This window comes from Profundibacter amoris (assembly GCF_003544895.1).
Taxonomy (GTDB): Bacteria; Pseudomonadota; Alphaproteobacteria; order Rhodobacterales; family Rhodobacteraceae; genus Profundibacter; species Profundibacter amoris.
Genome location: NZ_CP032125.1, coordinates 2,510,967 through 2,530,303 on the forward strand (window position 1 = coordinate 2,510,967; position 19,337 = coordinate 2,530,303).

The 19,337-nt window shown below is 55.6% G+C and carries 16 protein-coding genes and 1 tRNA gene; 10 read left to right on the forward strand and 7 right to left on the reverse strand.

All coding sequences use genetic code 11. The annotated features are described in order from the left end of the window. Positions 1-41: 41 nt before the first annotated feature. Positions 42-3,785 carry an anti-phage defense-associated sirtuin Dsr1 gene (gene dsr1 / locus BAR1_RS12510; protein WP_118943324.1) on the reverse strand — a complete coding sequence of 1,248 codons (3,744 nt, stop codon included), beginning with the start codon at positions 3,783-3,785 and terminating at the stop codon, positions 42-44. Positions 3,786-4,208: 423 nt separating this feature from the next. Then, positions 4,209-4,298: transfer RNA gene (locus BAR1_RS12515), tRNA-Ser, on the reverse strand. A gap of 212 nt (positions 4,299-4,510) precedes the next feature. On the opposite strand from BAR1_RS12515, the gene BAR1_RS12520 reads away from it, so the two are divergent. From BAR1_RS12520 to BAR1_RS12560, 9 genes are read left to right on the forward strand one after another with little or no spacing between them, the layout of a single operon-like run. Then, on the forward strand, positions 4,511-5,419 hold the full coding sequence (locus tag BAR1_RS12520; protein ID WP_118943325.1) for an SPOR domain-containing protein: 909 nt from the start codon (positions 4,511-4,513) through the stop codon (positions 5,417-5,419). Between the two features lie 16 nt (positions 5,420-5,435). Further along, the gene (locus BAR1_RS12525; RefSeq protein ID WP_118943326.1) at positions 5,436-6,605 is read left to right on the forward strand and encodes a D-alanyl-D-alanine carboxypeptidase family protein; all 1,170 of its coding nucleotides are present in this window, start codon (positions 5,436-5,438) and stop codon (positions 6,603-6,605) included. Next, on the forward strand, positions 6,605-7,228 hold the full coding sequence (gene tmk, locus BAR1_RS12530) for a dTMP kinase (RefSeq protein ID WP_118943327.1): 624 nt from the start codon (positions 6,605-6,607) through the stop codon (positions 7,226-7,228). Before BAR1_RS12525 ends, tmk begins: the two co-directional genes overlap by 1 nt. Continuing rightward, entirely contained in the window at positions 7,225-8,358 is a 1,134-nt protein-coding gene (locus tag BAR1_RS12535; RefSeq protein WP_118943328.1) for a DNA polymerase III subunit delta', read from the forward strand. Before tmk ends, BAR1_RS12535 begins: the two co-directional genes overlap by 4 nt. An 8-nt stretch (positions 8,359-8,366) precedes the next feature. Beyond that, on the forward strand, positions 8,367-9,164 hold the full coding sequence (locus BAR1_RS12540) for a TatD family hydrolase (RefSeq protein WP_118943329.1): 798 nt from the start codon (positions 8,367-8,369) through the stop codon (positions 9,162-9,164). Further along, complete coding sequence (locus BAR1_RS12545; RefSeq protein ID WP_118943330.1) at positions 9,157-9,954, forward strand: MBL fold metallo-hydrolase; 798 nt, start codon at positions 9,157-9,159, stop codon at positions 9,952-9,954. The genes BAR1_RS12540 and BAR1_RS12545 overlap by 8 nt, the downstream gene beginning before the upstream one ends. A 38-nt stretch (positions 9,955-9,992) precedes the next feature. After that, on the forward strand, positions 9,993-10,721 hold the full coding sequence (locus BAR1_RS12550; RefSeq protein ID WP_162891777.1) for a hypothetical protein: 729 nt from the start codon (positions 9,993-9,995) through the stop codon (positions 10,719-10,721). A 20-nt stretch (positions 10,722-10,741) separates the two neighbouring features. Then, on the forward strand, positions 10,742-11,671 hold the full coding sequence (locus tag BAR1_RS12555) for an AEC family transporter (protein ID WP_118943332.1): 930 nt from the start codon (positions 10,742-10,744) through the stop codon (positions 11,669-11,671). Between the two features lie 53 nt (positions 11,672-11,724). Then, positions 11,725-12,333: a carboxymuconolactone decarboxylase family protein gene (locus BAR1_RS12560; RefSeq protein ID WP_118943333.1), complete on the forward strand. Its 609-nt coding sequence runs from the start codon at positions 11,725-11,727 to the stop codon at positions 12,331-12,333. A gap of 71 nt (positions 12,334-12,404) precedes the next feature. Here the strand turns inward: BAR1_RS12560 and BAR1_RS12565 are convergent, their stop codons facing one another. The 5 genes from BAR1_RS12565 to BAR1_RS12585 all read right to left on the reverse strand — a co-directional run bounded on the left by BAR1_RS12565 (position 12,405) and on the right by BAR1_RS12585 (position 18,288). Then, positions 12,405-13,619 carry a TsoY family (seleno)protein gene (locus BAR1_RS12565; protein ID WP_118943334.1) on the reverse strand — a complete coding sequence of 405 codons (1,215 nt, stop codon included), beginning with the start codon at positions 13,617-13,619 and terminating at the stop codon, positions 12,405-12,407. A gap of 106 nt (positions 13,620-13,725) precedes the next feature. Beyond that, positions 13,726-14,646, reverse strand: a complete 921-nt coding sequence (locus tag BAR1_RS12570; RefSeq protein WP_118943335.1) for an ABC transporter permease — start codon at positions 14,644-14,646, stop codon at positions 13,726-13,728. 4 nt (positions 14,647-14,650) lie between these two features. Further along, positions 14,651-15,949 (reverse strand): ABC transporter permease, encoded by a 1,299-nt coding sequence (locus BAR1_RS12575; protein WP_118943336.1) that lies wholly within the window; start codon positions 15,947-15,949, stop codon positions 14,651-14,653. A gap of 84 nt (positions 15,950-16,033) precedes the next feature. Beyond that, positions 16,034-17,104: an ABC transporter substrate-binding protein gene (locus BAR1_RS12580; protein WP_118943337.1), complete on the reverse strand. Its 1,071-nt coding sequence runs from the start codon at positions 17,102-17,104 to the stop codon at positions 16,034-16,036. A 74-nt stretch (positions 17,105-17,178) separates the two neighbouring features. Continuing rightward, positions 17,179-18,288: an ABC transporter ATP-binding protein gene (locus BAR1_RS12585; protein WP_118944475.1), complete on the reverse strand. Its 1,110-nt coding sequence runs from the start codon at positions 18,286-18,288 to the stop codon at positions 17,179-17,181. Positions 18,289-18,683: 395 nt separating this feature from the next. Between BAR1_RS12585 and BAR1_RS12590 the strand changes: the two genes are divergently transcribed. Then, the gene (locus tag BAR1_RS12590) at positions 18,684-19,130 is read left to right on the forward strand and encodes a methyl-accepting chemotaxis protein (protein WP_118943338.1); all 447 of its coding nucleotides are present in this window, start codon (positions 18,684-18,686) and stop codon (positions 19,128-19,130) included. Positions 19,131-19,337 lie beyond the last annotated feature (207 nt).

The window sequence follows — 19,337 nt, forward strand, 5'->3', positions numbered from 1 at the left end:
CAAGAGGTCTCACATCCCAAATCTGGTATTGCAACATTGGGTCAAGGCCATTCATGGCCACGTTGTTGCAGCAAAACGACTAGCCTTTGGAACCTTTCATCTTGACCAAAACCTGGATCGGCACCCTGAATCGATTGCATCAGTTTTTTCAAATCTTCCGACAACCATTGGTCATTTTCATCAATGATACGAGATAGGAGGTCGAGGGCCTCTTCTGGGTAACTTGCCACGAAATCAGCTTTATGCATCAAATGGATGACCAGGTTGGTATCCCCAACGGGTTGAAGCCAGTCCTTGAGCATTTCCAACGCAATTGGAAAAGCATCTCCTGCGACAGCGCACAGCAAAGAGAATGCCTTTGAGACAGCGGGGGTTTTGGCCTCCTGGGTTTTCGGCCATAGGTTCGTGAAGAACGGAGCGATCCGGTTGTCAAAGTAATCCTCACGCTGTTCTCCCGCCCCCTGCAGTGCGCGAAACAGAGTGTCGGCTATAGTAGCTAGCGCGTCCACTGGCAGCGCGTTGACTACGTTTCGGAAATCCTGTCGCGCAAACGAACCCCCAGGCTCCATTGCACCGTAAGTCAGGAAAGATAGATACTGTTTCCTGTATACGTCGCCAAGTTCTTCAAAATGTTGCGGAACTGCAAAAAATGCCTCTTTCAGCTCGTCCAGTAGTGGCCAATAAAGGCGCGGTGAATGCAGAAAGCTCATCCACATTCCCGGGGCAATATCCGGCGCTTGTTCCCAGTCGAAATAGGGAAGAAGATTTTCCTTCGTCCATTCACTGTCAACCCGATAGAGCGTGATCAAGCTGCCGGCCAAAATGATTGGGCCATACCGCAACCCTGGGGCATCCTCGCGACAGATATCGTCGAATATTGGCTTCACCTCGAGGTGCAGCCCCTGATCATCTTCAAGCCCTTGAGCAAACCACCAGTTGATCACCGCTTCGATTGCCAAACCAACTGGATGGTTGATTGCATGACTGATAATTTCCGCGTCGATCTCGACGGCATCGTTGCGGTAAGCATCGAGTATTTTACCAACTAAACCAAAAAAATGTTCGCTCTCGCCAGAAACTGTTTTCGAAATGGCCTTCAGCCACCAAGCGATTGGATGGGTAATTTCCTTCAGTTCCAGCTCTGGGATGTCATAAACAATGCGGCCAAACCATTTCCATGAACGCGCCGCAAACTCATTGTTTGACCAGACTTGAAGGGCTTGCCTCCAGCGGCCGACAGGCCAAACACCTTTTCGTGCCAGCCGGATCAAAGCAACTGCTGCCAGCCGAAATTTTTTGGCGCAGATTTCCTGCCAATCATCGGACTCGCGGAAATCATCTGTCGTCGGATACTTTTCCAACCACGCTTCCAGTTCGGCGGCATTGTGTGGTGCCTGACGAACAATTCGATCCTCTTCGCCGTCCGATGTCCAAATGGAAAATTCATCACGTTCGTCTTCGGCAATATGCCAAGCAGGGTATTGGGCTTCAAGCCGATCAAATGCCGATTGTGCTTCCCGATTCAGAACGCCTCCAGATGCCCTGAACTTTGCCAGGAGCAACCATTGCATCCGGTCTTTTGCGCGTTGAAGATCCTCGGGGTTCAAGTCCTCACGGAACATCTGGGTTGGGGGGCCATTAGTAATGGCGGCCTGCAAAGTATCGCTTTGCTCAGACGAGATGCGCGTTGACAGCGAGGCAATCAACCTAATGGTTTCGCGCCGTGTCATGCTTGTCCATAGCCAATAATGATCATCGGACAAAAGCGAGCCAAGGGCCAGCCCTTCATCAATCAAATCCGGCCTTTGTGCCGCAGCAAAGAACGCCAGACGGCGAAATACGGGATAGCGAATTCCCAACCACCGCTTGACCTCAATCTTTGCCATCTCGGGATCAGCATCCGCAGCAGCAAACCAGGCATCACGCGTCAGTACGATCAACGCGGTCCATTCATTGAAGTCTTTGTTTTGCTCATGATCCGAAATCGACGGCTGATGAATGTAAGACAAATCCTCCCGATCACTCGCGCCACCGAGTTCTCGCATCAGGTCCAGCGCATCTCGAAGCAACGCTGTCGCGTCGGGCAACAAATTTGGAAGTGCATCAGCCCATTTGTCTATTTTCCCCACAGCATCCAACGCGGAATGGGCATAATCCGTTCCCAAAACTATTTCCCATTGAGCAATGTCGGAAACGCTGGCTTCGCTTACCTCAGGCGTTCCTTTAGCGCCAGGCCAACGATAGGGTCGGCTGATTTTTGCAACCGGAGCCAATGCATTGCGAATCTCGAACCGTAGTGTCGGAGTGAGGCCTTGTGCCTTCAGTCGACCCGCCCACGAATAAAGGTCATGGTGCTTCGATAGGGATTTTACGCGTCCGGAAAGCAACAATGCCCACAAGACCTGCAGCGAAGGCGAAGGCGGGTCATCCTTCAGCTGCCGTCTCAGTTCCCATTCAAACTGCGGGTGAAGGTTTCCGCCTCGAGCGATAACCCACAGGAAAAGCTCCGGATTTCCTAAGTGTCGAGCAAGCCATCGCGCCATGTGCTTCATGGCTTCATCAAGGCCATTCCAACTGCGGCTATCGAATTGTACCGGTACCATGAAATTCGCACGGGTGTATGGAGATGGCCGGCGCAATAGGCTGAAAGATAGATCAACATCCACTTGCTTATTGGCTTGGACCCCAAAGCGCGAAAGATCCTTGTGCCTGAAAATGTCTTCTGTGAATGGTTCAACCCAATCAAATGTGGGCAGAGGATCAAAATCCGCGAAATGTTTTGCTGGCAGTCCTGTCTTGTCACTCAGGGCCCAAAGCATTCGGCCAACAAAATCGTCCTGTTTTGTCGTTATGACGGGCTCGATTTGGCAATACTTGCTGACAATAGCTTGTTTCCCATTGACCCCGTCGCGGTAATTCGCTGCCCACGCATGCAATGTCTCATGAAGATAATCGTGACACCGTTTTCCTTTATACAAAATAGGAACTACATTTTTTGCAACCCACTCATGTGCAACGGCATCCGCCATCGATTCCGGGTAATAATTCCCAAAAGCGAATGCTCTGGGCGAATCCTCTCCCATCAAAGTGTCGGCCGCGAGCGCATCCATCATGTATCGCAATATCGGGTCGTTGATGCTGTAACCAACGAAACAAACTGTATATCCGCGGAACAGCTCACTGACGAAACGCGCGGCCCATCGCTCTGTCAGGTAGGCCAGCCCAAAATCCCCACTGGAAATAATGAGCCGATTCAAATCATCATCCGCTGGGGTCTCCGGTAACAAACCGTGGAGGTAAACGAGGCCATCCCAGCGGTTTTTAGGTACGGGCAATAAAGGTGCGGCAAAGGTAGACGTACTCAGTTTTTCATCCACGATGACTTTCTCAAATATCCGGTCAAAATTTGTGGTTACCAGTCGGGTTTGCCCACTACGACATTTGCTCAACGTTAAAAGCGCCTGATGAGTTTGCGTGGTCTTCGGCCTTGTGAAGTCAGGTTTCAAGGCACCAGCCAACGCTTTTCGGACAGCTGGACGTCCTCCTGGATGACTGCGTTCAAGCAACCCGATGGCCGTGTCATACTGAAAGTTTTCCAAGGCCGTTTTTTCAACGGCGGTAGGCGAGACGCCAAGGGTATCGTATATCTTATTAACCAAACCGCCGAACCCAGGCAGGCCCGCCGGATAAGATATCCCTGCTCCGCAGAAGAATACGACCCGCCCTTCTTCCTGGGCCTCAAGCAGTTCTTCAGGAATGTCTGGTCCGTTCTTGATAAACTGCATGAATTTCGTAGTCCTGTGTTCAGTTCAATAGCTCAAATTCCAATAAATCCTGCTGTTTTTCCGACTTTCGCCAAGCCAACAAGTCATGGTTCCTCATCGCAATCATCCGACGCGACAATATGCTGTAATATAGACGTTTTCGCCCCACCACGTCCATTTCTGTTTTCTCTGATCGCGTGAGAGGATTTGATGGCGCGGCAACCGGTCGGACGCGAAATTCACGAAAAACCCTTGTTTTATTGGCCTTTCGTAGACCGAACCAAATCGGCCCGAGGTTCGGTCGGAAAGAGAGAAACGGGGGTTAGAGAGCGTGTCGAGGCGTTCCGGCATTCTCGCAGGTTCGCTCGCCAGACCTAAACCCCTTTGAAACATAAAGAAAATCACCCCCGCATCGGGGCATATCCGCGTTTCAATGCAGGCAAGTGGCGGAGGAGGTGGGATTCGAACCCACGGTAGACTTTCACCTACGTCGGTTTTCAAGACCGGTGCATTCAACCACTCTGCCACTCCTCCGACGCCGCGACCTATAAAGTGGCTTTTGTGATTCTGAAAGCACTGAAATGGCGGGGAAATTCGCTTATGGCGACCTGCGCCCTTCCCTTGAAACAACAGTATCGTTAATATGCAGGCAAAACGCGGCCAAATAACGCGCGTATTATCGAGTAGGGCTTCCGAAATATCGGATTTGAGCGCCACGTAGAGGGCGCAGAAAAAAAGGGCAAGGCATGAAAAGAACATTTGGCGTGACATGGGGAAAAATCGGGCGGCTCACTATTCTGGCAAGTGTGGCAATCACATTGGCAGGCTGCGAAGAAGGCAAAACATTCAATCCTTTCAAACCCAAAGCACAGGCAGACGGTACAACGGTAGCCAGCCAAAGGCCGGGAAAATCCGTCGAACGTGATGTCGAAGCACCAGAGTTATTCCACAAAACCGAAAGCGGGCTATGGGATGGGCGGCCATCCTTGGGCGGGGTCTGGGTTGCGCATCCCGATGTAAAAGAACCGCTGCGCGTTATCATACGCAACGAGGCAAACGGAAAATCCATTACCGGCGCCCTGTTCCGTCGCGAGCGGGAAAATCCGGGGCCGCGCATTCAGGTTTCATCCGATGCTGCATCTGAACTTAAAATGCTGGCCGGGCAGCCCGTGAAACTTGATATTGTTGCCTTGCGACGTGAAAAGGTCGAGGAAGTGGCGCCCGAACCCGCGCCGGAACCCGTACCCGAAACCGCCCCTACCAAAGAAACGCTGGATACACCGGAAGCCATAGAGGAAAAACCTCTGGATCCGATTGCTTCGGCCGCGGCTGCCATTGACGCAGCCGAAGGCAAGCCGGTGGCAAGGCCAACCCCACCAACCCCGAAACCGGCGGCAGCACCCGCGGTTGCGCCGTCCAAATTGGCAAAACCCTATGTCCAGCTGGGAACATTCGGCAGCAAGGAAAACGCTGACAAGGTGATCGAGGATATGCGCAAGGTGGGACTGTTTGCCACTGCAAATGAGCAGACCAGTAATGGCAAAACTGTCTGGCGTGTTCTGGTTGGCCCGGCAGGACGACGCGCCGAGCGCACGGCCATGCTGAGGAAAGTCAAATCTATGGGCTTCAAAGACGCCTATATCGTAAGCAACTAACGAACGGAAACAACTGATGAATTTGCGCGCCCTGCCCCTGATTGCCATTCTGGTAACTTTGATGGCGGCCCTGCCATCACAGGCCCAGTTCGACACGCGGGCAACGGCTGCCTATGTGATCGACCATACCACCGACACCGTGTTGCTTAGCAAACAGGCCGACTTGCCGCTGCCGCCTGCATCAATGTCAAAGCTGATGACGCTGAATATGGTGTTCGAGGCCCTGCAGGACGGGCGTTTGCGGCTGGATGATAAACTGCCTGTGTCGCAGGCTGCGATGGATTACAAGGGCTCGACCATGTTCCTGAACACGTCCGATCGCGTGCGGGTCGAGGATCTGCTGCGCGGTGTGATCGTGCTGTCCGGCAATGATGCAGCGGCCGTTCTGGCCGAAGCCCTGTCACCCGACGGCACCGAGGCAGGTTTTGCCCGCATGATGACCGAGCGGGCCAAAGAACTGGGCATGACCAATTCGCATTTCACCAATTCCAACGGCTGGCCACAGGCCGGCCACCGGATGAGCGTGCATGATCTGGCCATTCTGGCAAACCGGATCATCACCGAATTCCCCACCTTTTATCCGTTGTTCGCCGAAACCGAATTCCTGTTTGACGGTCGTGCCCCGCAAAACAAAAACAACCGCAACCCGTTGCTGAAACTGAACATCGGCGCGGATGGCCTGAAAACCGGTCACACTGTCGAAGCCGGTTACGGTCTTGTTGGTTCGGCCAAGCAGGGGGATCGGCGGATCATCTTTGTGATCACCGGCCTACCATCTGAACAGGCCCGCGCCGAAGAGGCGCAGCGCATCGTCAACTGGGCCTTTCGCCAGTTCGTCGAGAAAAAGGTCGCCAATGAAGGCAAGATGATCGCACAGGCCGATGTATGGATGGGGGATGAAACCCGCGTCGGGCTGGTGGCCCCCAAGGATTTGTTACTGCTGGTTCCGGCCCTGTCCAAGGACGCTCTCGAGGCCAATGTATCTTACCAAAGCCCGATCGAGGCGCCGATTGAAAAGGGTCAAAAGCTGGCAGAGCTGGTGATTAAACGCAAAGGTCTGCCCGACGCCCGCCTGCCATTGGTGGCCGACCGCGACATCCCGCGCGGGGGCTTTTTTCCCCGCCTGCGCACGGCCTCGAAAATCCTGCTGAACAAGGCCATCGGGAGAGCACAGGACCTGTTGTGATGGCAAAAGGGTTGTTCATCACATTCGAGGGCATCGACGGGTCCGGCAAATCCTCGCAAGCGCGGCTGCTGGCCGATCATTTGAAAACCGAGGGCCACGACTGTCTGTTGACCCGCGAGCCGGGGGGCAGCGAAGGGGCCGAGGAAATCCGCCGTTTGCTGGTTGAAGGGGACCCTGATCGCTGGTCGGCGGAAACCGAAATCCTGCTGTTCACCGCCGCCCGCCGCGACCATCTGGAAAAGACCATCGAGCCGGCATTGGCCGCGGGGAAAACCGTGGTTTCCGACCGTTTCGCGGATTCCACCCGCGTCTATCAGGGCGCCGCACGGGCCGATCTGCGTGGCGTGGTGGACCAGTTGCACAGCCTAATGATCGGCCGCGAACCCGACCTGACCTTTATCATCGACATGGACCCTGAAACGGCGCTGGCGCGCGGCTTGGCGCGGCAATCGGGCGAAGACAGGTTCGAGGATCTGGGCCTTGGCTTTCAACAAAAACTGCGCGCCGGTTTTCTGGCGCTGGCACAGGATTTTCCCACCCGTTGCCATGTGATCGACGGCAACCGCGATATGGATGTGATCGCCGCTGAAATCACCGCAATTGCCACACAGGCCCTGTCATGAGCCTAGAAGAGGGCCTGCCCGAACCCGACCGCATCGAAGGCGCGCCGCATCCGCGTGAAACCGCGCGACTGTTGGGCCAAGGCAAAGCCGAAGCGGCATTCCTGCAAGCCTATAACTCCGGCCGGTTGCATCACGCATGGCTGGTCACCGGCCCGCGCGGGGTGGGCAAGGCCACGCTGGCGTGGAAACTGGCACGCTTCCTGCTGGCCGAACCCACGGATGATGGCATGGCGATGTTTGGCGGTGAAACCAAGCCGACCAGCATTGATATTTCCCCCGACCACCCTGTCGCCCACCGCATGGCCGCATTGTCGGAACCGCGCCTGTTTCTGCTGCGCCGCGCGTGGGATGAAAAGGCCAAGAAGCTGAAAGCCGTGATCACCGTGGACGAGGCCCGCAAGCTGCGCAATTTCTTTGCCCTGTCCGCCACCGACGGGGGCCGCCGTGTGGTGATCGTGGACACGGCGGACGAAATGAACCCCAACGCTGCCAACGCCCTGCTGAAACTGCTGGAAGAGCCACCCGAGCGCACCACCCTGTTTTTGATCAGCCACCAACCCTCGCGCCTGCTGCCCACCATCCGGTCACGGTGCCGCGAATTGCGTTGCGCGCCGCTGTCACCCGAGGATATGGCCGAGGCCCTGATCAGCGCCGGTGCCGAACCTGCCGGCAATCCGGTGGCGCTGGCCGCTTTGGCCGGTGGCTCGGTCGGTGAAGCGTTCCGGCTGACCAATCTGGGCGGGCTGGAAACCTATCAGGAAATCGTCAATCTGATCGGCACCTGGCCGCAACTGGACCGCACCCGCACCCTGCGACTGGCCGAAAGCATTGTCGGCAAGGGCAAAGAGCCACAATACGACCTGTTGCTGGGCCTGATGGACCTGTTCCTTGCCCGGCTGGCCCGCACCGGTGTCGCTGGCCCGCATATGATCGAGGCCGCAAATGGCGAAGCTGCACTGATGACGCGCCTTGCCCCGACCGCCTATGCGGGGCGGCAATGGGCCGAGTTGCAACAGGATCTGGGCGCACGGGTGCGTCACGGCAAGGCGGTGAACCTTGACCCCGCCGCGCTGATCCTTGATATGGTGCTAAAGATCGACGCAATGGCAGGCAAAACCGCTGCCGGATAAGGCAAGGCATGACAGATATTCCGCAAATCACCGACAGCCATTGTCACCTTGATTTCCCAGATTTCGCTGATGAACTGCCGCAGGTGGTGGAACGTGCCGTGGCCGCCGGTGTGACGCGCATGGTGACGATCTGCACCAAGCTGCGGCAACTGGATCAGGTCCGCGCCATTGCGGAAACCTACGCGCCGGTGTTCTTTGCCGCCGGCACCCACCCGATGAGTGCTGCGGACGAACCGCTGGTCAGTGTCGAGGAACTGGTCACGCTGGCGGATCATCCGAAATTCGTCGGCATCGGCGAAACCGGACTGGATTACCACTACACCGCCGACAGCAAGGATATTCAGCAAACCTCGCTGCGCATCCATATCGAAGCGGCGCGGCAAACCGGCCTGCCGCTGATCATCCATGCCCGCGCGGCGGACGGAGATATGGCGCGGATACTGGCCGAGGAATACAAGGCCGGTGCCTATTCCTGCGTCATGCACTGTTTTTCGTCCTCTGCCGAACTGGCCAAGGCGGCGCTGGATCTGGGGTTCTACCTGTCGATGTCCGGCATCTCGGCCTTTCCCAAATCACAGGAATTGCGCGATATTTTCGCCGCCGCGCCGATGGACCGCATCCTTGTGGAAACCGACGCCCCCTATCTGGCCCCGCCGCCCCATCGCGGCAAACGGAACGAGCCCGCCTATACCGCCCTGACCGCCCGCGTCGGGGCCGAGGTATTCGGCATGGATTATGCCGATTTCGCCGCGCAAACACAGGCAAACTTTGAACGGCTGTTCACCAAGGTGGCCGACTATGGCTGAACTGCGGGCAACCATCCTTGGCTGTGGCTCAAGCGGCGGGGTGCCACGGATTGGCGGCATCTGGGGCGATTGCGACCCCGAAAACCCGAAAAACCGCCGCTCGCGCTGCTCGATGCTGGTTGAACAAGACGGCCCCGACGGCACCACCCGCGTGCTGATCGACACCTCGCCAGACATGCGCAGCCAGCTTCTGGCCACAGGCATCGACCGAGTGGATGCGGTGGTTTACACCCACGCCCACGCCGATCATGTGCACGGGCTGGACGATCTGCGCATGATCGTTTTCAACACCAAACAGCGGATGCCCGTCTGGGCCGACATGCCGACGCAAAACGATCTGTACGCACGGTTCCGCTATGCGTTCATCACGCCCGAAGGGTCAAACTATCCGCCAATTTGCGACATGAACACGATTGACGGGGATATTACCATTTCCGGCGCGGGTGGCGACATCACCCTGACCCCCCTGCCCGTCCGGCACGGTCAAATCGGCGCCTTGGGATTTCGCATTGGCGGGCTGGCCTATATGCCGGATGTGTCGGACATTCCCGAAACCACTTGGAAATTGCTGGATGGGCTGGACATCTGGGTGCTGGACGCCCTGCGCTACAAACCCCACCCCAGCCATGTGCATCTGAAACGGTCACTGGAATGGATAGCACGCGCCGCGCCCAAACGTGCCGTGTTAACCAACATGCATATTGATCTGGATTACGCGACAGTCAATGCAAAAACCCCCGACAACATCACCCCTGCCCATGACGGGATGCAGTTGACCATTGGCGAATAATCATGCGTGATGGGGGCAGCCCTGTATGCGAGGTTCCCATGCGTATCCCGACCCTTACGTTCGCCCTTTACCTGTCCTTTGCCGGATTGGCCCATGCCACCCCGCCACAAACGGTTGAAGTCCGCGAAACCCTACTGGGGCTGAACAACACCCATATGTTCGTGCTGCGCACACTGGATGACAACATGGGGCTGTATACCATGCGCCAAACGGATGTTGTCCTGATCGCCCGCAACCGCGCAACCAACCATGACGACCAGATCTGGCCGGTATTGCGGGTCAAGGATCTGGGACCGGAAGTGGTTGAAACCGCGGAGCTGTCGCGTTTGGAAACCCTGCCGTTGCCCAACCGGATAAACCCTTTTGATATTCTGCTCTGGCGCAAGGCCCGACCGCTTTTGGGGGACAGGATCAGAACGGCCGATGATCTGGGCATAGACCAGATTTGGGATGCGTCGGGCCTGTCTGTTACCGTTGACAATGGCGGCACAACCCACGGGCTGCAAAATGATGATATTGCCAACCTGTTCAAAACCAGCCTGAACCGAACCCGCAAGGTCCTGCCGCCCTTTTTCACCGAAGGGGGCGATATGCTTGCGGATGTGGAATTCAGCCCCGAAACCGACTGCACCAGCGACGGCTATACCAGCCTTTTCGAGGCAGGCGGCGAAAACCAAAAGGAAACATGGATTGCACGGATTTCATGCGAAAACGACATAACCATGCCGAAAATCGAGATGTTTCTGGTTATCCCCCCCACAGACTGACAAATCGGCAAGGTATATTTATGCAAGCGCTTCTTGATGTCATCCTGCCGGTTTTTCTGGTTGTCGGCCTTGGCTATGTCGCCGTCTGGCGTGGCTGGATGAGTGACGCGGCGATTGACGGATTGATGAAGTTCGCCCAGAGCTTTGCCATCCCCGCCCTGCTGTTTCGCGCCATTTCCACGCTTGATCTGGGGGCCAGCTTTGATCTGCGGCTGATGGTCAGTTTCTATGCAGGGGCCTTTGCCGGATTTCTTGCCGGCCTGTTCGGCGCGCGGTTTCTGTTCCATCGTCCGTGGGAGGACAGCGTTGCTATCGGCTTTATCGGGCTGTTTTCCAATTCGCTGCTGTTGGGGCTGGCGATCACCGAGCGCGCCTACGGGCCGGAGGCGCTGGCGGCGAATTTTGCCATCATTTCGGTTCATGCGCCGTTTTGTTACGGGTTGGGCATCACCGTAATGGAGGTGGTGCGCAATCGGGGTAGCAGCGTGTTGCAAACCGGAAAATCGGTGCTACGGGCAATGTTTCGCAACGTGCTGGTGCTGGCGATTGCGGCCGGGTTTATCGTTAACCTGACCCACCTGCCGATGCCCGAATTCACCACCGATGCACTGGATCTGTTGAAACGCACCGCCCTGCCTGCCGCGTTGTTTGGTATGGGCGGGGTGTTGTCACGTTACAAACCCGAAGGCGATATGCGGGTGATCCTGTATATCAGCGCTGTGTCACTGGGGCTGCATCCGCTGATCACATGGTCGCTGGGCACCGCGCTGGCCCTGCCCCAAGATGCCTTTCGTTCGGCGGTTATCACATCGGCCATGGCCCCGGGCATCAACGCCTATATCTTTGCCAATATGTATGGCGTGGCGCGACGGGTGGCGGCCTCGGCGGTGTTGCTGTCCACGGCTGCGACAATATTGACCGCTTGGCTATGGCTGGGATTGCTTGGGTAATCTGCGCCCATAGGCTAGCCTGCCCGCGCAACAGGACCAAAGGATGATGAATTATGAGCTGGATCAAAACCGTTCCTTACATTGACGCCACCGGCAAGCTGAAGAAACTCTATGATCGTATCAAAGGGCCGGATGACAATGTGGACAACATCATGATGTCCCATTCCCTGCGCCCGCACACGATGGAGGGGCACATGGCGATCTACAAGAATGTGCTGCACCACACGGGCAACACATTGCCCGAATGGTTTCTGGAACTGATCGGTGTCTGGGTGTCGGCGCTGAACGAATGTGACTACTGTGTTGAACACCATTTCGCCGGCATGAAACGCCTGCTGGGGGATGATGCCCGCGCCGATACATTACGCGAGGCGATCGAGGATGGCGATGTCGATGTCGCCCCGCTGACGGATGCCGAAAAGATGGCGCTGGGATATGCGGCGATGCTGACCCTGACCCCGTCAAAGGTACCAGAAGAGGCCATCAAGGCACTGCGCAGCGTCGGGTTCGAGGATGGCGAAATCCTCGAGATCAATCAGGTGACCGCCTATTTCAACTATGCCAACCGCACGGTGCTGGGGCTGGGCTGTGATACCGAAGGCGATGTTATTGGTCTATCCCCGAACAACTCGGATAATCCGGACGACTGGAACCACAGCTAATACTTGGGCCTCCACATTTCCTTGGATGCTTCAAAGGGCCTTGCCAGATCGCAAGGCCCTTTGTCTTATCGCTACTCGGCCGGAACCGCGTTTGTTGTGTTTTGCTTGCCAAAATGCTGCCGGTTCAGGCGGAATACCAGCCAGACCATCGCCAGTTGAAACGCCACCGCAATGGCCGACAAAGCCCAGTAAGTGGCCGAAAATTTGTCAATCAAGCCAGCACCAACCAGTCCCTTGTTGATAAAGAACTGGGTCATCACCGACAGCGCCACACCGGGGCAAACCAGCGCGTAGGAACCGGGGGATAGTTTGTTGCCAAAGACGAAATCCTTGAAGTAGCCCTCGCGTTTGAGCACCACCAGACCAAGCCCCAAGAAAATCAGCTGAATGGTCAGCATACGGGCCAGCATCACCATGGTTTCGCCTGCGGTTTTGTGCACGTCATATTGAATATGCAGGCCGTGATCCTGACGCAGTAACATTATACCCAGAACGGTCATGATTGGGATAACGATCATCAGGGTCGGGCTGGATTCTTTGGCTGTCCCATAGTGCAGCATCGAATTGAAGGCAGTGAATGCAGCAAAGAGCGCATAAATCACAGCGGCCAACCCAACGAAAGTGGACAGGATCAGGCTTAACCCCACAGTTAAAGGAGCAGTGCTCATCGAGGCAGGAGCCGACAAACCCACAGCAACCATCGCCAGTGCAAAGGCGGGCAACAGCTGTGAAAACGAGTTGTGCGCCGTCACATCAAAAACACCACCCTTGGTCAACACACGCCCCAGAAACCGGCCAATAGCACGGAAAGTGATCCAGCCGATAATGACAAAGGCCACCAGCGCCAGCGGGAACAGGTATTCTATGATCCCCCACAGGCTCGGCACAAACACCAGCCCGACAATAAAACCGGCATTTACGGTCATCGCCAGCGCCAGCGGCATGGCCAGAGTGGTTGTTTCAGCGTTGCTATTCACCAGATTGGTATAGGCTTCGGTTTTCTTGAACTCGGCAAATGCCGCATAGTTCCACAGCAGGGATTTGATGTTGATCACGGTCATGATGGCAATACCTGCCGCCGCTGCAATGATCATTGCCTTGGCGGCGATATCCCCTGCATTGAACGCAGCCAAAATGTCCTCGAACACTGGAACGGGGCGGCCTTTGTGTGGCACCCAGAACAGAAGGTACATGAAAAAGGTTACAGACAGGCCCCCTGCCCCCAATGACCCCAGAAAGTAAATTGGAGAATAGGCATGGGCCGCTTTCTTCATATATTGCGACATTGGATCACCCTCATCATACATCATATTCACGTTTGTGAATATTTTATAAGTGAACCACTATAAGGTTGCCATGCGGCAATCTGTTACAGGCAAAAGCCCGCTTGACCTACTGCGGGGAAATCCCCCGCAGTTTTTCACCGCGCCGGCGCAGCAGTTCAACGGTGGCCAGCAACAGAACCGAAATGATCACAAGGATCGTCGCCACCGAAAGAATGGCCGGACTGATCTGTTCGCGGATACCGTTCCACATCTGCCGCGGGATGGTCTGTTCGTCCAGCGCGCCAACGAACAGCACCACAACCACTTCGTCAAAGGATGTGACAAAGGCAAACAGCGCGCCGGAAATCACGCCGGGCAGGATCAGCGGCATGATCACGCGGAAAAACGTGGTGCGCGGGTTGGCACCAAGGTTGGCCGCCGCACGGGTCAGCGAATGGTCGAACCCGCTGAGGGTGGCGGTAACGGTGATGATCACAAAGGGAATGCCCAGCGTGGCATGGGCCAGAATGATCCCCAGATAGGGAATGCCCCAGGTGCTGATCTTGATCGAGGAATAGAAGAAAAACAGACCCGTCGCGGTGATGATAATCGGCACGATCATAGGCGAAATCAGGATCGCCATGATCGGGCGGCGCCACGGCATGTCGGATTTCGACAGGCCCAAAGCAGCCAGCGTGCCCAGCGCCGTTGCCAGAATAGTGGCAAAGAAACCGATGATCAGCGAGTTTTTGGTCGCCCGTATCCAGGCCGCGTTTTCCCAGGCATCCGCCCACCATGAACTGTCACGCGTGGCTTCCGGCGCATTCATACCGAAGGTTAGCAACAGGTCATACCAGCGGGTTGAATAGCCGGTCGGATCCAGCGATAGCATCTTTTCCGTGAAGGTAAAGTAAGGCTCGGAATTGAACGACAGCGGGATCACGATCAGGATCGGCGCGATCAGAAACAGGAAGATCAGCACACAAATCACCAGATAGGTGTAATGCCAGATCCTTTCAGCGGGGGATGCATAACTGGGAAGTGCCATAACGTTACCCTAACTTCAGATTATCAATGCCGACCAGCCGGTCATACAGCCAGTACAGGATCAGGATGCCCCCCAGCAGCAGGGACGCCAGCGCAGCCGCCATCGACCAGTTCAGCGATTTTTGCATGTGAAAGGCGATCAGGTTGGATATCAGCGTGCCGTCAGACCCGCCCACAAGGGCCGGCGTGATGTAATAGCCAACCGCCAGAATGAACACCAGCAACCCGCCAGCGGCAATGCCCGGAATGGTTTGCGGGAAATAGATGCGGCGAAAGGCGGTCCAACTGGTGGCGCCAAGGCTGCGCGCGGCGCGCACATAGGACGGGTTGATCGGGCGCATCACGGAATAAAGCGGCAATACCATGAACGGCAGCAGAATATGCGTCATCGCAATCACGGTGCCGGTCTGGTTATACATCATTTGTATTCGGTTCCCGTCACTGATCAGCCCCATTGCGACCATCGCGTCATTCAACACCCCCTGGCTTTGCAGCAGGATCATCCAGCTGGTCGTTCGCACCAGCAGGGATGTCCAGAACGGCAACAGCACGAATATCATCAACAGGTTGGAATAGCGCAGCGGCAGTGTGGCCAGAAGATGCGCGATGGGGTAGGCCAGAATCAGGGTTAAAACCGTGATCAGCACAGACAGCTTCAATGTGCGCCAGAACAGTTTCAGGTAAATCTGGCGGTTTTCCTCGACCCGCTGGATATTGCCATCGGCATCGCGTGTTCGGTCGGTAGCCGCCAGAAAAAATGTGCCTGTGAAATTGCTTGAGGCGCTGCGCATAACTTGCCACAATTTCGGGTCATCCCATTTCGGGTTCAACTCCAACAGCGCCTCTTTGTAGGGCGGTTGCAGCTTCTTGGCCTTGCGGGCCCCTTGCGTGAACAGGGATCGCGACCCGGACAATTCGTAATTGATCCGTGTGCCGGCCTGCCCTGCGGCCCGTGTTTCTTTCAATTGCTTCAGATCTTCGACCAAAGCCGCAAAGGCGGCCTCATCCGGTTCGGTTCCGGCCGGGTTTTCATCAAACCATTTGGCCAGATTGACCATGATCGGCGTTTTCTCTCCGGTGGTCAGGTTTTTCTGCACCGTAAAACCGTCGTTATAGACAGAGCGTTTCAGCATCTGCCCGATCGGCGCAATAAAGGTGATGACGATAAAAAGCAGCAGCGGCAACACCAGCAAAAACGCACGTCGCCGCGAACGGGCCTGCGCATGGGCAAGGGCCGCCTTGAGCGGTTTGCCGTCCGCTGTGGTCAGACCAGTGTTTGTCGGATTTGTCGTCGCATCGGCCATAAGTCACCCGGATTTGCGCGTTGCGCCTTGCCTTTAGGAATTGGAAAGGGGCGGCGCAATAATAGCGCCGCCCGATTGTCGTGTTTATTTAGCCAGCCAAGCGTTGAAACGCTCGTTCAGCTCGGCGTCGTGGTCAACCCAGAATTCAAAGTTGTTGACCAGCGCGTTGCCAAGGTTGGCTTCGGCTGTTGGCATGTGAGGCGCCATTTCGGTTTTGCCATCCTGATACAGACCAACCAGTGCACCCGAAGATTTACGGGCAGGACCATAGGAAATGTAGCTGGCCTGATCTGCCAGACGCTTGGTGTCGGTTGCAAAGGCAATGAACTTCATCGCTTCGTCTTTGTTCGGCGCACCTTTGGGGATAACAAACAAATCGAAGTCAAGAATCTGACCGTCCCAGACAACTTCCAGCGGCTGGCTTTCGGCCACGGCAGCGTTGAAGATACGGCCGTTATAGGCGGTCGACATGACAACTTCGCCATCAGCCAACAGTTGGGGTGGCTGCGCACCGGCTTCCCACCAGACGATATCGCCTTTGATGGTGTCCAGTTTAGCGAATGCACGATCGACACCTTCGGGTGTGTTCAATACTTCGTACACTTTGTCTGAAGGAACGCCATCAGCCATCAGTGCCATTTCCAGCGTTGCTTTTGCGGATTTTCGCAGGCCGCGCTTGCCAGGGAACTTTGTGGTGTCAAAGAAATCGGCAATCGAAGTTGGCGTGCCGTCTACGTTGTCCTTGTTATAGGCGAAAACAGTGGACCATACGATGTTTGCAACCGCACAATCCTGAATCGCACCGTCGATGAAATCTTCGGTTGCCGGTGTTCCGTCTGGGGCCGCAGGCAGGATGGCAGGGTCGATCTCTTCCAGAAGACCTTCGTCACACAGACGGATAGCGTCCGAAAATTCCACATCGGCGACATCAATGGTCACATTGCCAGCTTCGACCTGTGCTTTGATTGGTGTTGCCGGATTGTCGGCATCAACCGAGTTTACAGTGATGCCGGTCTCGGCGGTGAAAGGTTTGTGATAGGCTTCGACTTGCGATTTGGTATAAGCCCCACCCCATGACATGACTGTCACTTCTGCGGCCGTTGCCGCAAAGGCAAAGCCACTCAGGGCTGTTGTCAGGATAAGTATCTTTTTCATGTAGTTTTCTCCCTAGTTTTCAAGAACTGCTCTTGTTATGTGCGGGGCGTTCATCGCCCCTGTCGTTCAGATAATTATTGCGGATCAAGGGCGCGCGCATCTTCGGCGTCCCATGTGATTTGTGTGGTTTCGCCAACAACCAGATGCTTGTGGCCCGCCGCGTTGGGCACCTTGACCACGAATTCGTCGTTGCCATGCACGTTCAGCCGGCAGCGGATGTGATCGCCCAGATAGATCAGCTCCAACACCTGCGCGGTTGTCGAATTCGGTCCGGGCTCAGAAGAAACCGAGACCCGCTCCGGCCGGATCGACACCAGCGTTTTTGACCCCGGTCCGCCGCATTTGACAGCCAGCGCCTCGCAGGTCGCACCGTCTTCCAGTTTCACCGTGGCGATCTTGCCTTCGGTTTTGGAATTGTCGCCATCCAGCGCCACAACCGTACCCGGCAGTTTGTTATTCTCGCCGATGAACTGCGCCACAAAGCTGTTTTCAGGCCGTTCATACAAATCGGCCGGTGCGGCAAGCTGCTGAATGCGGCCATCGTCAAACACTGCAACGCGGTCCGACATGGTCAGTGCTTCGGATTGGTCGTGGGTCACATAAACCACAGTGATTCCAAGGCTTTCGTGCAGGTGCTTGATCTCGAACTGCATATGTTCGCGCAGCTGTTTGTCCAAAGCACCCAGCGGCTCATCCATCAGAACCACCTGCGGTTCGAATACCAGTGCACGAGCAAGCGCGATACGCTGCTGTTGTCCACCGGACAGCTGTGCCGGACGGCGCGCGGCGAATTCGCCCATCTGCACCATGTCCAGCGCACGCTTAACTTTCCCTTCGCGCTCGCTTTTGCCCATACCGCGCACTTCCAGCGGAAACGACAGGTTTTCCCCCACCGTCATATGCGGGAACAGGGCGTAGGACTGGAACACCATGCCAATGCCGCGTTTGTGTGGCGGAATGTCGTTGATCGAAACGCCGCCCAGCTTGATTTCACCGTGGGTTGCGGTTTCAAAACCGGCCAGCATCATCAGACAGGTCGTCTTGCCCGACCCCGACGGGCCCAGCATGGTCACAAATTCGCCCTTGGCGATCTGCAGGTTCAAATCTTTGACGACAAGCGTTTCACCGTCATAGCTTTTCTGCACGCGGTCGAATTCGACGAACGCTGCGCCCGGGTCGGTCATGGCCACAAAGCGGCTCCCTATTATCTCTGTCCGGCAGGTTATCCTGCACTCTTCAGGGGATGACTAAAGCGGTTGCAGCACGTCTTTGCAACAGGGAGGCGACAATTATTCGACCGGATACGACCTTAACCGCCCGATTTGCCGGTTCTTTCATATGCATAGGTTGATTTTAGCCGAATTCACATCCCTGCGAGTGGCACGATATCCCCGCAGTATTGCCCTGTGCGAATCAAAATCGCCCCGATTTTCCAGCAGGAAAAACAGAACCACTTAACAATATTCGCATTTTATAATATGAGTATTTGAATATCTCGGGCCAGAGGCCGCTGAACGTGGCCCTGCCTTGCATCCTTTCATGGCGTATTCACACGCGCCCCCATAGCGGGAACTTATTGATGTACAGACGTGTTAACAGCGGGCGCTTTATCGGACTGACCACCTTTTTGATTGTGGTTGTTATGGCCGTGTTCACATGGGTCATGTACGGGATGGCGCAGCGGGTTTTCACCATGACCGACATCATTCAGGAATTGAATGAAAGCATCAAAACCATGGTGGGCACCCAGGTCAGTATGGCCAAGGATATGCACGATATGAGCACCAGTATGGGCACGATGAACGTCAACATCGCCAACATGAACAAAAGCATCGGTTCGATGACAACCAATGTCGAAACCATGAACCAGAGCATCGGTACGATGAACAAGACAATGGTTGGCCTGTCAGGTGCCGTCGGGAATATGGCCGGCAACATGAACCGGATGACCTATGACATCGGCAAGGCAACCTATGCATTGTCCAACCCGATGTCCTACATGTGGGGCAATGCATTCCCGTTTTAGGGCGCGAATCACTTTCGGATACTTCTGCAAAATTCAATGCGACAATTTCGCCCTTCCCGATATATTTCTCAAAAAACCAAAGCCCGGATTCATTGAAACCACAGTTAACCTGTCAAGGGTATCAACTCTTGGGGCACTCTTGGATTATCCGCATTTTCAGTCAATAAAATAGGCGGATTCAATGGTTTTTTTCGCGCTGCGATTGCA

Coding starts and splice junctions, on each gene's coding strand:
- BAR1_RS12565 (WP_118943334.1), bottom strand. CDS start 13,619: ATGTCGCAATATATGAAGAAAGCGGCCCATGCCTATTCTCCAATTTAC.
- BAR1_RS12570 (WP_118943335.1), bottom strand. CDS start 14,646: ATGGCACTTCCCAGTTATGCATCCCCCGCTGAAAGGATCTGGCATTAC.
- tmk (WP_118943327.1), top strand. CDS start 6,605: ATGGCAAAAGGGTTGTTCATCACATTCGAGGGCATCGACGGGTCCGGC.
- BAR1_RS12550 (WP_162891777.1), top strand. CDS start 9,993: ATGCGTATCCCGACCCTTACGTTCGCCCTTTACCTGTCCTTTGCCGGA.
- BAR1_RS12555 (WP_118943332.1), top strand. CDS start 10,742: ATGCAAGCGCTTCTTGATGTCATCCTGCCGGTTTTTCTGGTTGTCGGC.
- BAR1_RS12540 (WP_118943329.1), top strand. CDS start 8,367: ATGACAGATATTCCGCAAATCACCGACAGCCATTGTCACCTTGATTTC.
- dsr1 (WP_118943324.1), bottom strand. CDS start 3,785: ATGCAGTTTATCAAGAACGGACCAGACATTCCTGAAGAACTGCTTGAG.
- BAR1_RS12535 (WP_118943328.1), top strand. CDS start 7,225: ATGAGCCTAGAAGAGGGCCTGCCCGAACCCGACCGCATCGAAGGCGCG.
- BAR1_RS12560 (WP_118943333.1), top strand. CDS start 11,725: ATGAGCTGGATCAAAACCGTTCCTTACATTGACGCCACCGGCAAGCTG.
- BAR1_RS12545 (WP_118943330.1), top strand. CDS start 9,157: ATGGCTGAACTGCGGGCAACCATCCTTGGCTGTGGCTCAAGCGGCGGG.
- BAR1_RS12580 (WP_118943337.1), bottom strand. CDS start 17,104: ATGAAAAAGATACTTATCCTGACAACAGCCCTGAGTGGCTTTGCCTTT.
- BAR1_RS12525 (WP_118943326.1), top strand. CDS start 5,436: ATGAATTTGCGCGCCCTGCCCCTGATTGCCATTCTGGTAACTTTGATG.
- BAR1_RS12575 (WP_118943336.1), bottom strand. CDS start 15,949: ATGGCCGATGCGACGACAAATCCGACAAACACTGGTCTGACCACAGCG.
- BAR1_RS12590 (WP_118943338.1), top strand. CDS start 18,684: ATGTACAGACGTGTTAACAGCGGGCGCTTTATCGGACTGACCACCTTT.
- BAR1_RS12520 (WP_118943325.1), top strand. CDS start 4,511: ATGAAAAGAACATTTGGCGTGACATGGGGAAAAATCGGGCGGCTCACT.
- BAR1_RS12585 (WP_118944475.1), bottom strand. CDS start 18,288: ATGACCGACCCGGGCGCAGCGTTCGTCGAATTCGACCGCGTGCAGAAA.